Here is a 15,175-nt window from a genome sequence, read left to right as displayed (position 1 = left end):
AAGGGATGCCACAAAAAATAACCAACCCGTAACATTTACAGGATGGATTTGACGCTCTCCGCCAGCGTCGTCGTTGGGCGACCAATCAGCTTGCTCAGGGTACGGCTGTCGTCGAACAGGCCGCCTTTGGACGCGCCGGTGTCTGAATCCGCCAGCATATCCGCCAGCCCGGCAGGCAGGCCAACGCCCTTCAGCGCAGCGGCAAAATCGGCTTCGCTCAGGTTCTGATACGCCACCGGCTTACCGCTCTGCTTGCTCAGTTCAGCCGCCAGTTCGCTCAGCGTCCACGCGCTGTCGCCCGCCAGTTCATACACCTTCCCTGCGTGACCGTCCTCAGAAACGACTTTGGCTGCAGCCGCCGCGTAATCTGCACGGGTCGCAGAGGCGATTTTGCCTTCGCCTGCAGCACCAATAAACACGCCATGCTCCAGCGCCGGCGGTGCGCTCGCCAGATAGTTTTCGGTATACCAGCCGTTGCGCAGCAGGGCATAGGGCACGCCAGACTCTGCCAGCGCTTTTTCGGTTTCGACGTGTTCAACGTGAAGGCCGAGCGGCGATGTGTCCGCATGCAGCAGGCTGGTGTAGGCGATAAACTTCACGCCTGCCGCTTTGGCGGCGTTAATGACGTTCTGGTGCTGCGCGGCGCGCTGGCCCACTTCGCTGGAGGAGATCAGCAGCAGTTTATCCACGCCGTTCAGCGCAGTCGTGAACGCCGGCAGGTCGGTGTAATCCCCCTGACGAACCACAATCCCCTGGTTTCTCAACGCTTCAGCTTTCGCGGGGTTACGCACAATAGCCACGATCTGGCTGGCTGGAACGGTTTTCAGCAGTTCTTCAATAACGAGCTGGCCAAGCTGGCCGGTAGCGCCGGTAATCGCGATCATGATGAATCTCCTTCGTGTTTGTCTGGTGTTGTGGCACACTAACATTGGAGCTAACTTTTAGTAAGTACGTACAAAAAGGTAAGTATGAAAAAGACCATTCCGACACTCAGCGAGCAAATGCGCGATGGCAATCTCTTCGCGGAACAGTGCCCTTCAAGAGACGTGCTTAAGCACGTCACCAGCCGCTGGGGCGTGCTGATCCTGGTGGCGTTACGCGAGGGTACGCATCGCTTTAGCGACCTGCGCCGCAAAATGGGGGGCGTGAGCGAGAAGATGCTGGCCCAGTCGCTTCAGGCGCTGGAGCAGGACGGGTTTGTCGATCGCGTGTCATATCCGGTTGTGCCGCCGCACGTAGAGTATAGTCTGACGCCGCTGGGCGTTGAGGTGAGCGAGAAAGTGGCCGCGCTGGCGGACTGGATTGAGGTAAATACGCCGAAGGTGATGGCGAATCGGGACGATCGCGCGGCGTAAAAGCCGGGTGGCGGCTTCGCCTTACCCGGCCTACCCGTACTCTTTCATCCCGTAGGCCGGGTAAGCGAAGCGCCACCCGGCACAATCGCCGCTACTTGCTCAAATCCACCTGATAAATCGCGAACCCAATATCATCCGTCGCGACCTGTTTCATCGGATACTGCGCCTTCTCCTTGATAAACGCGGCTGCCTTGTCGGACGGTGACGTTTCAAAACGGATATCCAGCGGCGTCTCGCTGTGGATCGGCGCCAGACGCCAGTTGTTGTCGACTGCCGGATGAATTTCGCCCGCCTTTTTCGACTCCGCGCTGATCCACGCCGCCAGCACCGAGCGGTTCTCGTCCGGTGAAGCAAAAGCGATGTGGCTGTCACCCGTTCCGGCAAACTTACCGCCGTAGGCGCGGTAGTTATTGGTCACCACCAGGAAGGTGGCATTCGGGTCGATTGCTTTGCCGTTGAAGGTCAGGTTTTTGATACGTTCAGCCTGCGGATTAAGAGTCTGGCACTCGCCGTCGTATCTGGCTGGCTGAGTAACATCAATCTGATACTTCACGCCGTCGATCACGTCGAAGTTGTAGGTGCGGAACCCGTCCCAGTTAATCAGCGACTGCGGCTTGCTGCTGTTCGGGTCAATCTGGTTGAACTGCCCGGCGGAGCATTCCAGCCACTCTTTCACCTCTTTCCCCGTCGCTTTGACGACGACCAGCGTATTCGGATAAAGATAGAGATCGGCGGCGTTACGGAACGTCAGTTGGCCTTTTTCGACTTCCACGTAGCTTGCCGGATCGTTCTTGCGTCCGCCTACCTTGAACGGTGCAGCGGCTGAAAGCACCGGCAGTTTTGCCAGATCCGGATCGCCCTGAACAACGTGTTCGGCATAGGCTTTTTGCGCCATATTGACCACCTGAACGGTTGGGTCATCCTGCACCAGCGCCAGGAAGCTGTACATGTTGTCGGCGGATTTCCCAATCGGCTTGCCGACGAATTCACGGGTCGCATCGTGGTCATGCTTCAGCACGTCGACCAGCTTTTTATCTTCAGCTGCCAGAGATTTTTTAGCCGCAGCGTCATAAATCGGGCGCGCTTCGGCTTTTGACTGCGTCACCTTCCAGCTGCCGCCGTCGTTGTTCAGCACCAGATCCACCACGCCGAGATGGTCGCCCCACATGCCCGGCATCACCGACGGCACGCCGTTGAGCGTCCCTTTCTCGATATCCGCGCCTTTGATGCTGGCGAAATCTTTACCCGGGAAGACCGCGTGAGCGTGGCCGAACAGGATCGCGTCCACGCCCGGCACTTCGCTCAGGTAGTAAACCGAGTTCTCCGCCATCACCTGGTACGGATCGGCCGAGAGGCCAGAGTGGGCGACAACGACCACAACATCCGCCCCTTTCTCACGCATCTCCGGTACGTATTTACGCGCCGTTTCGGTGATATCGTTAACGGTCACTTTCCCGTCGAGGTTGGCTTTATCCCACGTCATGATCTGCGGCGGCACAAAGCCGATATAGCCAATCTTCAGCGTCTGCTTTTTACCGTCCTGATCAACTACCTCAGTCTCTTTAATCAAATAAGGGGTAAAAAGCGGTTTTTTGGTCTTAACGTCGATGATATTGGCGTTAACGTACGGGAATTTTGCGCCGGCCAGCGCATCGTGCAGGTATGTCAGACCGTAGTTAAATTCGTGGTTGCCGAGGTTGCCGACGGTATAGTCCAGGGTATTCATCGCCTTATAAACCGGATGGATTTCGCCCTTTTTCAGCCCTTTCGCGGCCATGTAATCGCCCAATGGGCTACCCTGAATTAAATCCCCGTTATCGACCAGCACGCTGTTTTTCACTTCACCGCGGGCGGCGTGAATCAAACTTGCTGTGCGTACCAGTCCGAATTTTTCGCCAGGCGTATCTTTGTAGTAATCGAAGTCCATCATGTTACTGTGAAGATCGGTCGTTTCCAGGATACGAAGATCCACCGTTGCCGCCTGAACGCTGGCGGCCACCAACGTCGCCAGGAGCGTTGCGCTAAACTTAATCATCAGAAGAGTCCTTTTTTCGATCCAAGCCACAAAAGATTATGTATGTATATCGCGTTGCTTACAGAAGTGTGAATCCTGCCAGAAATAAGGGTAGTGAAACCGGAATTGCTTCACAGATAGCAGAATTGTTCACATTACGATATAAATAAAACAACGAGTTATGACCACTGCGTTAACGAAGAGGTGGAGAATGTTAGATAAAATTTGTCAGCTCGCACGGGATGCGGGTGATGCCATTATGCAAGTGTACGACGGCGAGAAGCCGATGGACGTTGTCAGCAAAGCGGATGACTCCCCGGTCACGGCGGCGGATATCGCGGCGCATGGCGTGATCCTGAAAGGTTTGCAGGCGTTAACGCCGGATATTCCCGTCCTGTCAGAAGAAGCGCCGCAGGGCTGGGACGAGCGCCAGCACTGGCAGCGTTACTGGCTGGTGGATCCGCTGGACGGAACGAAAGAGTTCATCAAACGCAACGGTGAGTTTACCGTCAACATCGCCCTGATTGAGAAAGGAAAAGCGGTGCTCGGCGTGGTCTACGCGCCGGTAATGAAAGTCATGTACAGCGCAGCGGAAGGTAAAGCCTGGAAGGAAGAGTGCGGCGTGCGTAAGCAGATTCAGGTGCGTGATGCGCGTCCACCGCTGGTGGTGATCAGCCGTTCCCACAGCGACAGCGAACTGCAGGAGTATTTGCAGCAGCTGGGTGAACACCAGACGACGTCGATTGGTTCATCGCTCAAGTTCTGCCTGGTGGCGGAAGGACACGCGCAGCTCTACCCGCGATTTGGGCCAACCAACGTCTGGGACACGGCGGCAGGGCACGCGGTAGCGGCGGCGGCCGGTGCGCATGTTCATGACTGGCAGGGTAAGCCGCTGGACTATACCCCGCGCGAATCGTTCCTCAACCCTGGCTTCCGGGTTTCAATTTACTGAGCCAGCAGCTTGTGCAGCAGAGCAACCACCTGCTGCACTTCCTCTTGTGTTAATCCGCCGTCCTTCACCCACTGCACGCGTCCCTCTTTATCGAGCACCACAATCGCAGAGCTCTCTTCGTCAAGCTGCCACGCCTTACGCGTCACGCCATTGCTGTCGACGATAAATTGCGACCACGGGTAGAGCTTTTTGTTGCTCTCCAGGCTCGAGCGCACAAACATGCCGGAGCCGGGGATGGCATCGTCGGTGTTCACAATGGTGGTGGTCTGATAGCGATCGTGCGGGAATTTTGCGGCCTTGATCGCTTCCACCAGAGTAGCGTTTTTCTCTTTCGCGGATGTACGACCGGCAATATGTTGTACAACTCTCACTTTGCCCGCAAGCTGCGCGCTATTCCAGGCTTTGTAGCTAAACTTATCATTGTCGAGAATCAATTCTCCCCGGTCAGCAATGCCGACTGGCGGTACGCGTTGTCCTTTTTCAATCGTGTGAGCGCAAGCCCACAGGGGCAGCAGCAGGCAGGCTGCTGCAAGGATATTACGTAGGGTCATGGTGTTTCCTTTTTTGTTAGCAGGTGATCCGACCACTTGGTCTTACGCTTTTAATCATAAGTGCGATCAATGGGGTTTTCCCGCAATCCCGATGCCAGTTTGCGGGTGAACGCACATATCCATGAAAAAACGACGGCTTATACTGCCCTGAGTCACGGTTTGCAAAGATTATTCTGAATAATTGTAATCAAACGGTAAATAAACTTATGCACACTGGGTAACAACGTAGTTCTGGTCTATAGTCATTGGGCAATAAAATTTGCGCTCAGGACAGTCGGGCCGATTGTGGCACCGCAAGAGCGTATGATTCGCAGGAGATACAAGAATGAAAATTTTCCAACGCTACAACCCGCTTCAGGTGGCGAAGTACGTGAAGATCCTGTTCCGTGGACGGTTGTACATCAAGGATGTTGGCGCTTTTGAGTTTGATAAGGGCAAGATCCTTATCCCGAAAGTGAAGGACAAACAGCACCTGTCTGTGATGTCCGAAGTCAACCGTCAGGTTATGCGTCTGCAGACTGAGATGGCTTAACCAACGTGCTATGCAGTAGTTAAAAAGACGGCTCCCGATGGGAGCCGTTGATGTTTGTGGAGTCAGGGACTTTACGCCGACACCTTCTCTTCGGCATCCGGCAGCTTCGGCACCAGTACGGTCGGTTTGTTATCGATGCGCGTCACCAGCAGCTGGTCGATGCGGTAGTTATCAATATCCACCACTTCAAACTTGTAGCCGGAGAACTTCACCGAGTCGGTACGTTTCGGGATCTTACGCAGCATAAACATCATAAAGCCGCCGATGGTCTCGTAGTTGCCGGACTGCGGGAACTCGTCGATGTCCAGCACGCGCATCACGTCTTCAATCGGCGTACCGCCGTCGATCAGCCATGAGTTATCGTCACGCTGAACAATCTGCTCCTCCAGCCCCTGGCCAACCAGATCGCCCATCAGCGTGGTCATGACGTCGTTGAGGGTGATAATACCCACCACCAGCGCGTATTCGTTCATGATCACCGCGAAGTCTTCCCCGGCGGTTTTGAAACTTTCCAGCGCTTCTGAGAGCGTCAGGGTGTCCGGCACAATCAGGGTATTGCGGATCTGCACGCCGCTGTTCAGCGCCAGGCTCTGGTTTGCCAGCACGCGGTTCAGCAGGTCTTTAGAGTCGACGTAACCGATGATGTGGTCGATATCTTCATTACAGACCAGGAACTTAGAGTGCGGATGCTGCGCCACTTTGTTCTTCAGGCTCTGCTCATCTTCATGCAAATCGAACCAGATAATGTTCTCACGGCCCGTCATGGAAGACGGCACGGTACGGGATTCAAGTTCGAATACGTTCTCAATCAGCTCGTGCTCCTGCTTGCGCAGCACCCCGGCCAGCGCCCCGGCTTCCACGACCGCATAAATGTCGTCAGAGGTGATGTCATCTTTACGCACCATCGGCAGCTTAAAGATGCGGAAAATCACGTTTGCCAGGCCGTTGAAGAACCACACCAGCGGGCGGAACACGTACAGGCAGAAGCGCATCGGGTTGATGATACGCAAAGCCACGGCTTCTGGCGCAATCATACCGATGCGTTTCGGGGTCAGGTCTGCAAAGAGGATGAACAGGCCGGTCACCAGCGAGAAGGAGAGGATAAAGCTCAGCTGTTCGGCCAGCTCGGCGGACATGTACTGCACAAACAGGCTATAAAACGCCGGGGAAAACGCCGCATCACCCACGATACCGCCGAGAATAGCGACCGCGTTAAGGCCAATTTGCACCACGGTGAAGAACATGCCCGGGTTTTCCTGCATTTTCAGGATGCGCGTGGCGTTGATGTTGCCTTCATCGGCAAGCAGCTTAAGTTTGATTTTACGGGACGCGGCCAGCGAGATCTCGGATATCGAGAAAAATGCACTGACGGCAATAAGGCAAAGTATTACTAAAATACTGTTTAACATAGTTTATCCGGCTTCTCGCCAGATCCTCAGAAGGGGAGTTGATACCATTTGTGTGAAGACACATTGAACGTCAGCTCGTAGCGTTGAGCCGATTATTTCAGCGGGTAGTATAGCGTAAAGAGATGTAAATCTGCCAGAGGTCACATTTTGGGCAAAAAAAGGCCGGGCAGGTGGGGAGCCAGCCCGGCATATGTCGCTATTTGACGGTCGACAGCGGGGCGTTACCCACTGCACGGCGCGTTGCATCACCTCCCCACACCTGATCATACTCGTAGCCCGTCAGCTGCTTGATCACCACACGGGTTTTCTCGTCGCAGTCGCGATAATCACCGCCCAGCTTGCGGCGGGCAATTTCTTTGAGCAGTACCTTGTGTGTCTCACGGGTCAGCTTGAATTGGTATGTCGTAAAGAAGCTGACGGCCAGCAGGGCTGCCGTGGCGAAAATCATCAGCCCGATAATGGCACCCAGCGCGCTTTCAGGCTGGGCACCGCTGCCCTTCACGAAACCGGACTCCTGCAGCACCAGGCCGATTATCATGATGGCAATCGCCACGGTGCTTTTGCGGGTCAGAACCATCACCCCGGCAAAAATTCCTTCGCGGCGCTGCTGCGTGACCATCTCGTCAATGTCCGGAATAAAGCTGTAAATATTCCAGGGGATGTAATACAGGCCGGAACGTGCCGCTCCCAACAGGATAAAGACCGCTGAGAAGAGCAGCGTCGGCACCTGCGTTTTGGTGAGGTAGACCGTAAACAGGAACACCAGCACCAGGAAGATGCAGCCGTACGAGAGCCGCAGGGCGGCAGAAGGCGTCATGTTCAGGCGGTTCAACAGCAGCATAAATCCATAGGTGCCCGGTACCGAGGCAAAGGCCGCAATGCTTAGCCAGCCGGAAACCGCAGAGGCATCCTGGCTCAGGCAATAAACTACGTAATAGGTAAAGACCGATCCGAATACATCCATTGCGGTAAAAGAAAAAATATAGATGAGAATATGCAGGCGGAACGCGCGGATGCGGAATGATGAAAAGAGATCGAGCACCAGATATTTTAAGTGATTCCCCAGCCCGCCTTTACGCTGATTATCCACCTTGAAGTTCGATTCCTGATGGACATCTTTTGCTTCCCAGGTGGTGTACCAGGTAATAAATACCGCCAGGCAGAACACGCAGGAAAATATCAGTCCGGTGAGGGTATAGGTAAACGGGTTATCTTTGCCCGTAAACTGCATAATCACACCGGGGACCGAAACCGCAAGAAAACCCCCCAGCTGTGAGCAGATCATCCGCACGCCCGAAAGACGGCTGCGCTCTTCGTAGCGGTTGGTCATTTCCGCCGCCAGCGTTTCCCAGGGCACCAGCACCATTGCCGACAGCAGCTCAATAGACAGATAGGTGCCCAGGTAGTACCAGTATCCCATGTCCGTCATCCACAGCAGGGCGTACAGAAACATTAACGGGGAGCTAAGTAATAAAAAGAAGCGGCGACGACCAAATTTTCGTCCAAGCCAGGTATCCCCGAAATTATCGGTGATATAACCCATAATCGGACTTAATAACGCATCAATGACGCGGGCAATGGCAAATATTGAGCCCGCTTCAATCACGGAGAGTCCGCAATAGGTGGTGTAAAAAAATAACAGCCAGGTGCCGATAATGGCGAAAGCGCCTCCGCCAAACAGATCGGTTATGCCGTAGCCAAGCGCCACGCCATAACCAACTCTACGTTCAGTTGGTTTGACCATAATAATATCCAGTGTAGGGTAATGTTTAACCTGTATTTCAGGTCGTGTTTTTATTAACGTCTGGATTGCACATTACGTTCTAGTTATTGATCTCTATCCATTGTCGTAATTGAGATGAGCGATAAATGGCCTCCACAAGGGTGAGTGATTTGCCGGCTTCATGGATATCGGTGTAATCCCTGTTTTCCGGATGAATAAGAGCGTGATAAAAGCGATGGATAGCCTGTTGATGACCCAGACCCCAGTAGCTTTTGACCGAGCCGTCGGGGGAGTCGTCGCTTGCCAGTTGAAGGCGTTCGCCCGGCGTGACGCGCCAGAGAATATTGTTCTCCAGCAGCAGCGAGCCGTGTTCACAGCGAATCTCCAGCAGGAGAGGGGAATCCGTGGTGTGGCAGTTAGTGGCATAAAACAGCCCGCGCGCGCCGTTGGCGAAGTGAAGCGTCGCCATCGCGCTGTCTTCGCCTTCGGTCACGTCCGCCAGCTCGCCGCTATCAACCACGCCTTTCAGCCGCGTGACGCCGCCACCAAACCACTGCATCAGGTCGAGAGTGTGGATCGCCTGGTTGATCAGCAGGCTGCCGCCTTCGGTCGCCAGTCGCCCACGCCAGGGGCTGTCGGTGTAGTAGGTGCCGAAGCGTGACCAGGTTAGCACCGCCTTGATGCTGATCATCTTACCCATCCCGCCATGAGCTAGCTCCTGACGAATGCGCAGGCTGGTGGGGTTGAGTCGGTTCTGGTAGCAGACGCCAAACTGTCCCTTCGCCTGCTCAACGGCGCGGGCGATATCGACAAGCTCGCTGCCGTTCATGCCCACCGGCTTTTCACAGAAAACGTGCTTCCCGGCGGCCAGCGCCGCCAGGATCATGCTTTTATGTTCAAAGTGAGGCGTGCAGATATGCACCACGTCGATGCTGTCATCCAGCAGCATTTCCCGGTAATCCTGATAAAAGCGGCACTGATAGCCCATCGCCAGCTTCAACCCTTTGACGCTGTCGATATCCACCAGCGCGCGTAGCGCCACGTTAGGAATTTGGCGGAGAGCATTCACATGGCAACGGTGGATCGCGCCGCCGCCAATAATTGCCGTGTTCAGGATCGTCATCGTCGTTCCCCTTATCCGGCTGCGTTGGCCAGCATTTGAGCCTTCACGCACAGTTCGGCAGCTTTGAAAGCGTGTGTCTGCGTCATGGCGTTTTCAGTGCGGTGCAGGCAGTCGAGGATCAGCTCGCCAAAGAACGGGAACCCGACCTGCCCGGCCACCGGATAGCGGAACTCCCCCTCTTTATTGACGAGGTAGACCACGTCCTGCTCGCCGCGGGTGAGGTCGACATACTTGCGGATTTCGATATATCCGTCGGTCCCAAGTAGCGTCAGGCGGCCGTCGCCCCAGGTGGAGAGTCCGTCCGGCGTGAACCAGTCGCAGCGGAAATAGCCGCTGGCCCCGTTTTCGCCTTTGATCATCGCATCGCCGAAATCTTCAAACGCCGGATACTGAGGGTGGTTGACATTGCGGGCCTGGCTGGCGACGACGCATGCCTCACTGTTGCCGGTGTAAAACAGGAACTGCTCTATCTGGTGACTGCCGATATCGCACAGGATCCCACCGAAGTAGCGACGATCGTAGAACCAGTCCGGACGGCTCGTGCCTTCCCGGTGCGGCCCAGTACCCAGGGTTTGCACCACGCGGCCAATCGCCCCCTGCTGCACCAGCTGCCCGGCAAAAACCGCGCTCTCGACGTGAAGACGCTCGCTGTAGTACACCGCGTATTTCCGCCCGGTTTTTTCCACCATCGCTTTGGCGTCCGCCAGCTGTTCAAGGGTGGTGAGCGGCGCTTTGTCGGTGAAGTAATCTTTTCCCGCCGCCATCGCTTTCAGCCCCAGCGCGCAGCGCTCGGAAGGAATTGCTGCTCCCGCAACCAGACGCACCTCGTCGTCGTTGAGGATCACCTCCAGCGACTCTGCCACTTTTGCCTGCGGGTACTGCTGGATAAATTTATCCACTTTGGCCGGATCGGGGTCGTACACCCACTTCAGCGTGGCTCCGGCTTCTATCAGGCCGTTACTCATCCCGTAGATATGGCCGTGGTCGAGCGCGGCGGCGGCGAAGACAAATTCACCCTCTCGGACAACCGGCTGCGGTTTGCCCACCGGGGCGTAGTTCATACCGTCATTCTTGTTCATGGTGTCACTCCTTAATCCAGATCTTTGCCGAGGGGAATCGCACCCACTTCGCTGAAGTTGGCGACGCTTGCGGATTTTTCATAAAAACGGGGGGCGAGGGCGTTGGTCCCGCCGGTACGGTAAAACGGATCGTCGCGGCCAATCGGCAATGAGACGACACCGCGAGTGATGGCTGATTTATAAATGGCGGTAATCAGCTCCAGCGAGCGTTTGCCCTGCACGCCGTCTACCAGCGGCGCCGTGCCGTGCTCAATGGCATAAAGCAGGTCATTTATCTGCCCGGTGTGCAGCGTCCACTCGAGCTTTGGCGTCTCCTGAAAAACGGCGTTGAGCTGCGCTTCTCGCTGCTGGTCGTGGGTTTCCTGCGGGAAGCCGTTATCGGCGCTGACGCTGGCAAAGGCCTGCCACGGCGCGGAGATGCGCGCCTTATCGCCCTGAATAATGATTTTCTGATCTTCGCCGTGGTGCACCACCGAAGCGGTCAACTGCGTGAGCGCGCCGCTGGGGTATTTGAAGATCGCGGCGCTGAGGTCTTCGACTTCAGCGTTGTCATGCGCCACGTTGGTCATCATCGCCACCACCTCGGACGGGAAGCCGAGCATCCACTGAATGGCGTCGATGTGGTGCACCGCGTGGTTAAGGGTGCAGCCGCCCCCCTCTTTTTCCCAGGTGCCGCGCCACCACAGGTCGTAGTAGCAGTGCCCGCGCCACCAGAAGGAGTCCACCTGCGCGTGGCAGACTTTCCCGGCAAGGCCGGAGTCCAGCGCCGCTTTTAAGCGCCAGAAGGCATCGGTGAAGCGGTTCTGGGCAATGATGGAGAGCGTTTTACCGCTGGCCCGTTGCGCGGCAATCATCGCGTCGCACTCCTCCAGCGAGGCGGCCATCGGTTTTTCGCACAGCACGTGGCAACCGGCGTTGAGCGCATCGATACTGATCTCTGCGTGGACGTAGGGCGGCGTGCAGACGTCGACGATGTCGACATTTGGCTCAGATTCCAGCATCTGCCGGTGGCTTTCATACACGCGGGCATCTGCCAGGCCGTAGCGCGCTTTTTTCTCTTCCGCTTTTTCCGGGTAGATATCCACCAGCGCAACGATCCGGCAGCGCTGACCAAACTGCAAATAGCCCTGAATATGGTTATGCGAGATATTCCCCGTTCCCACAATGGCGACATTTAACATCGTTTCTTCTCCGGAGTTACCAGGTTCCAGAGGCATCCAGCGTGACGCTGGCTGTCTCTTTAGCCACTGAGGTGCTGATGCGTTGCTGAAGCAGGCGCAGATACTGTTTTTCGTTGAGCGGCAGCTCGACCCAGTCGTCCGTCCAGGTGGAAAGGTGCATGGCGTTAGAGAGCGTGAGCCCATGGATCCCTTCCAGACCCGGCGCAATCAGCGGTTCGCTGCGCAGGATGGCCGCACAGAAGTTGGCGGTAATGACGTGATGTTCGCTGTATTCAGGGGCGACGGGGATCGAGACTTCCCAGCACTCAGGCTCCCCAAAGCCGTTCTCCCAGCGGGCGTTAAAGGCGGTTTCGGATTCGCGCAGTCGCCAGTAGCGCAGTTTCCCCTCCTCGACAACCACTTTGCCGCGATCGCCCGCTATTTCCAGGCGGTTGGTGCCCGGCGTTTCGGCGACGGTGGTGATAAACACCCCGGTGGCGCCGTTGGCATACTCGGCGTAGGCGGTGACCTCGTCTTCCACTTCGATATCGCGATGCTTGCCGAACTGGCAGAACGCGCGCAGGCGGACCGGCATGCCGACCAGCCACTGCCAGAGATCGAGCTGATGCGGGTCCTGGTTGAGCAGCACGCCGCCGCCTTCACCTTTCCAGGTGGCGCGCCAGCCGCCGGAGTTGTAGTAGCTCTGCGAGCGATACCAGTTGGTGATGATCCAGTTGGAGCGGCGGATTTCACCCAGCTCGCCGCTGTCGATCAGATCTTTCACCTTCTGGTAGAGCGGGTTCGGGCGCTGGTTGTACATGATGCCGAACACCACGTCGCACGCCTGGGCACAGGCGTTCATCTCCTGCACCTGCGCCGTGTACACGCCCGCCGGTTTTTCACACAGGGTATGGATGCCGTTGCGCATCGCCAGCATCGACAGGCGCGGGTGCTCATAGTGCGGCGTGGCGATAATGACCGCATCGATAAGCCCGCTCTGGAGCATCTCCTGCGCATCGCTAAACAGTGGGAGAGTGCCGACCATCTGACGAATGGCGGGATGCTTTTCCAGCGCGTTATCGCAAACTGCCGCCAGGCAGGCGTCGCTGACGGTACCTGCCAGTAAATAGCGCGCGTGGACCGTGCCGATATTACCTATACCAATAATGCCAAAACGTACCTTCTCCATGTCTCACCTTAATTTCAGTCGAAAAGAGTGATGACCGGAAAATAGGAAAGCTCACGCGCAGCGACAATGTGTTTTTGTGAGAATACTCGCAAGGTCAATAAGTAAACTCTAACCATTTTGAAATTTAGTTTTAAAATCAATGCGCTGTTTCTGCAAATATTTGCAAAAACTGATTGGGAGCGAGGTCACACTATGGCGGGTAAGTTAAAAATGGAGGAAATCTCCTCCCTGACGGGCTATTCCGTTAGCACTGTCTCAAGGGTGCTAAGCGGGAAGTCGTATACCAGCGATAAGGCCCGGGAAGCGATTGTTCGCACCGCGCGGGAATTAGGTGTCCTTGAATCCATGGCAAGCGGGAGGCTATTAATTAACGGTATCGCTGTTTTTGCGCCGGAAAGAACCTTTCAGGGCCGCGGCGATATTTTTTATCTGGAAGTGACGAAAGGAATTGCTGAAGCCTGCGCGCGGCATAATGTGTGGGTCACGTGTTGTGGTTTAGAAGAGCAGCACGCCGATGTGAAAGTCTTTATGGAAAAGGCCAGTCATAAGAATATCAACGCGATAATTATTATTGGCACGGATGATTCCACCATATTTAAACTGGCCAGCACGCTCAATAAACCCTGCGTTTTAATTAATTCCGTCGACAGGGATCGGGTGCTGGATTCCGTTTCGCCCGACCATCGGGCCATTGGTTTTACCGCCATGCAGCACCTTTTTGAGCAGGGACACCGCCGGGTGCTGACCTTAACGTGTCTGCGGCGGGATACGCTCTATGCTCGCCTGGATGGGATCAAAGAGGCGTACCGCCATTTTCACATTGCCTTTGAGCCACGACGTGATTTGTTAGTGACGGAGTGGTTTACCGCGGAGGAGGCCGAACAGGCGCTGGATGAGTGGCTGTCGAGTCATGATAAGGCGCAGTGGCCGGAGGTGATTTTCCCCAACAGTACCAGCATGGTGGAGGGGGTGATCAGAGCGTTGACGCGCCACGGGCTCCGTATTCCGGAAGACATTTCACTCATCACCACCGATTTTGCCTGGAATTTAGCGCACCGCCTGGAAAAACCGGTCACCGGCGTTACGGTGCCCTGTCGTGAACTGGGGATAGAAGCGGTGCATTTGCTGCAAACGCGGCTCAACCGACCCCAGGCGCCGGTTTATAATTTGCTGTTGCAGGGGAAGGTGATGGATTTTGGTTCGGTGAGTAATGCGACGCGCCACGCGGCTCGCGTGGCGCTAGACCAGTGATCAGGCCAGCTGTGGCGGCAGGCAGACGCCGATGCCTCCGATTCCGCAGTAGCCATACGGGTTTTTATGCAGATATTGCTGGTGGTCGTCCTCGGCATAATAGAACGGCTTCGCGGTGGTGATTTCCGTGGTCACCTCGCGCGTATCGCCCGCGTCATGCATGGCTTTCTGGAAACGCTCCAGGCTGGCGCGCGCGGCGGCATCCTGCTCAGGCGTGAGCGGATAGATAGCCGAGCGGTACTGGGTGCCGTGATCGTTACCCTGACGCATGCCCTGCGCCGGGTCGTGATTTTCCCAGAACACCTGCAGCAGTTGTTCGTAGCTGATGATGGCCGGGTCATACACCACGCGAACTGCTTCCGCGTGACCGGTATCGCCGGAGCACACTTCGCGGTAGGTTGGGTTTGGCGTGTAACCGCCGGTATAGCCTGCTGCGGTACTGTAAACGCCGGGCAGTTGCCAGAACAAACGTTCAACTCCCCAGAAGCAGCCCATGGCGAACAGGGCGATCTCCATTCCATCAGGAACGTTTGTCATTGAATGGTTGTTTACGGCATGTAAGGTTGCCACTGGCATAGGGGTGTTGCGTCCCGGTAATGCATCTGCTTGTGAAACCAGATGCTTTTTGTCGAATAAACTCACGATGGTGCCTCCCGGGTAGCGATGTTTCGGTTAAGGTTGTCACGAAGCGTTTAATTGAACACAATAAATGCGCTGAATGAGTCTAGATTTAATCATAAGAAATATTTGGGTGTTACACCCATTTTCAACCCACGATTTGGGTTTTTGGCTAACAGGCCGTTTTTTTGCCGCAGAGCGGCATTTCATTTGCTTCCA

Annotated in this window: 14 protein-coding genes; 4 read left to right on the top strand and 10 right to left on the bottom strand. The window is 55.8% G+C overall.

Annotation, left to right across the window (positions count from 1 at the left end):
- Nucleotides 1–35 precede the first annotated feature (35 nt).
- Nucleotides 36–884, bottom strand: a complete 849-nt coding sequence (locus tag KK102_RS17580; protein WP_216358124.1) for an SDR family oxidoreductase — start codon at nt 882–884, stop codon at nt 36–38.
- An 84-nt stretch (nt 885–968) separates the two neighbouring features.
- Between KK102_RS17580 and KK102_RS17575 the strand changes: the two genes are divergently transcribed.
- Nucleotides 969–1,355, top strand: a complete 387-nt coding sequence (locus KK102_RS17575) for a winged helix-turn-helix transcriptional regulator (protein WP_010427428.1) — start codon at nt 969–971, stop codon at nt 1,353–1,355.
- A gap of 91 nt (nt 1,356–1,446) precedes the next feature.
- Here the strand turns inward: KK102_RS17575 and KK102_RS17570 are convergent, their stop codons facing one another.
- Nucleotides 1,447–3,390: a bifunctional 2',3'-cyclic-nucleotide 2'-phosphodiesterase/3'-nucleotidase gene (locus KK102_RS17570; protein ID WP_216358123.1), complete on the bottom strand. Its 1,944-nt coding sequence runs from the start codon at nt 3,388–3,390 to the stop codon at nt 1,447–1,449.
- 190 nt (nt 3,391–3,580) lie between these two features.
- Between KK102_RS17570 and cysQ the strand changes: the two genes are divergently transcribed.
- Entirely contained in the window at nt 3,581–4,321 is a 741-nt protein-coding gene (cysQ, locus tag KK102_RS17565; protein WP_010427426.1) for a 3'(2'),5'-bisphosphate nucleotidase CysQ, read from the top strand.
- On the opposite strand, the gene KK102_RS17560 is transcribed toward cysQ, so the two are convergent.
- A complete protein-coding gene (locus KK102_RS17560; protein ID WP_042714214.1) occupies nt 4,315–4,872 on the bottom strand; it encodes a YtfJ family protein in 558 nt (185 codons plus the stop codon). The genes cysQ and KK102_RS17560 overlap by 7 nt on opposite strands.
- 325 nt (nt 4,873–5,197) lie before the next feature.
- Between KK102_RS17560 and KK102_RS17555 the strand changes: the two genes are divergently transcribed.
- Entirely contained in the window at nt 5,198–5,404 is a 207-nt protein-coding gene (locus KK102_RS17555; RefSeq protein ID WP_003856054.1) for a DUF1107 domain-containing protein, read from the top strand.
- Nucleotides 5,405–5,475: 71 nt separating this feature from the next.
- On the opposite strand, the gene paeA is transcribed toward KK102_RS17555, so the two are convergent.
- The 6 genes from paeA to KK102_RS17525 all read right to left on the bottom strand — a co-directional run bounded on the left by paeA (nt 5,476) and on the right by KK102_RS17525 (nt 13,087).
- Nucleotides 5,476–6,813: a polyamine export protein PaeA gene (paeA, locus tag KK102_RS17550; RefSeq protein WP_216358122.1), complete on the bottom strand. Its 1,338-nt coding sequence runs from the start codon at nt 6,811–6,813 to the stop codon at nt 5,476–5,478.
- A gap of 196 nt (nt 6,814–7,009) precedes the next feature.
- Nucleotides 7,010–8,557: an MFS transporter gene (locus KK102_RS17545; RefSeq protein WP_216358121.1), complete on the bottom strand. Its 1,548-nt coding sequence runs from the start codon at nt 8,555–8,557 to the stop codon at nt 7,010–7,012.
- A gap of 79 nt (nt 8,558–8,636) precedes the next feature.
- On the bottom strand, nt 8,637–9,659 hold the full coding sequence (locus KK102_RS17540) for a Gfo/Idh/MocA family protein (protein WP_216358120.1): 1,023 nt from the start codon (nt 9,657–9,659) through the stop codon (nt 8,637–8,639).
- 11 nt (nt 9,660–9,670) lie between these two features.
- Nucleotides 9,671–10,738, bottom strand: a complete 1,068-nt coding sequence (locus KK102_RS17535; protein WP_216358119.1) for a Gfo/Idh/MocA family protein — start codon at nt 10,736–10,738, stop codon at nt 9,671–9,673.
- 11 nt (nt 10,739–10,749) lie between these two features.
- Nucleotides 10,750–11,919, bottom strand: a complete 1,170-nt coding sequence (locus KK102_RS17530) for a Gfo/Idh/MocA family protein (RefSeq protein ID WP_216358118.1) — start codon at nt 11,917–11,919, stop codon at nt 10,750–10,752.
- 16 nt (nt 11,920–11,935) lie between these two features.
- Entirely contained in the window at nt 11,936–13,087 is a 1,152-nt protein-coding gene (locus tag KK102_RS17525) for a Gfo/Idh/MocA family protein (RefSeq protein WP_216358117.1), read from the bottom strand.
- 192 nt (nt 13,088–13,279) lie between these two features.
- Between KK102_RS17525 and KK102_RS17520 the strand changes: the two genes are divergently transcribed.
- Nucleotides 13,280–14,338: a LacI family DNA-binding transcriptional regulator gene (locus KK102_RS17520; RefSeq protein WP_126545617.1), complete on the top strand. Its 1,059-nt coding sequence runs from the start codon at nt 13,280–13,282 to the stop codon at nt 14,336–14,338.
- Here KK102_RS17520 and msrA read toward each other — a convergent pair whose 3' ends face one another.
- Nucleotides 14,339–14,980, bottom strand: a complete 642-nt coding sequence (gene msrA, locus KK102_RS17515) for a peptide-methionine (S)-S-oxide reductase MsrA (RefSeq protein WP_010427407.1) — start codon at nt 14,978–14,980, stop codon at nt 14,339–14,341.
- Nucleotides 14,981–15,175: the final 195 nt, after the last annotated feature.

The organism is Enterobacter quasimori, assembly GCF_018597345.1.
Classification (GTDB): domain Bacteria; phylum Pseudomonadota; class Gammaproteobacteria; order Enterobacterales; family Enterobacteriaceae; genus Enterobacter; species Enterobacter mori.
The sequence above is the reverse complement of the archived record's forward strand: the minus strand, read 5'-3'. Positions and strand labels throughout refer to the sequence as shown.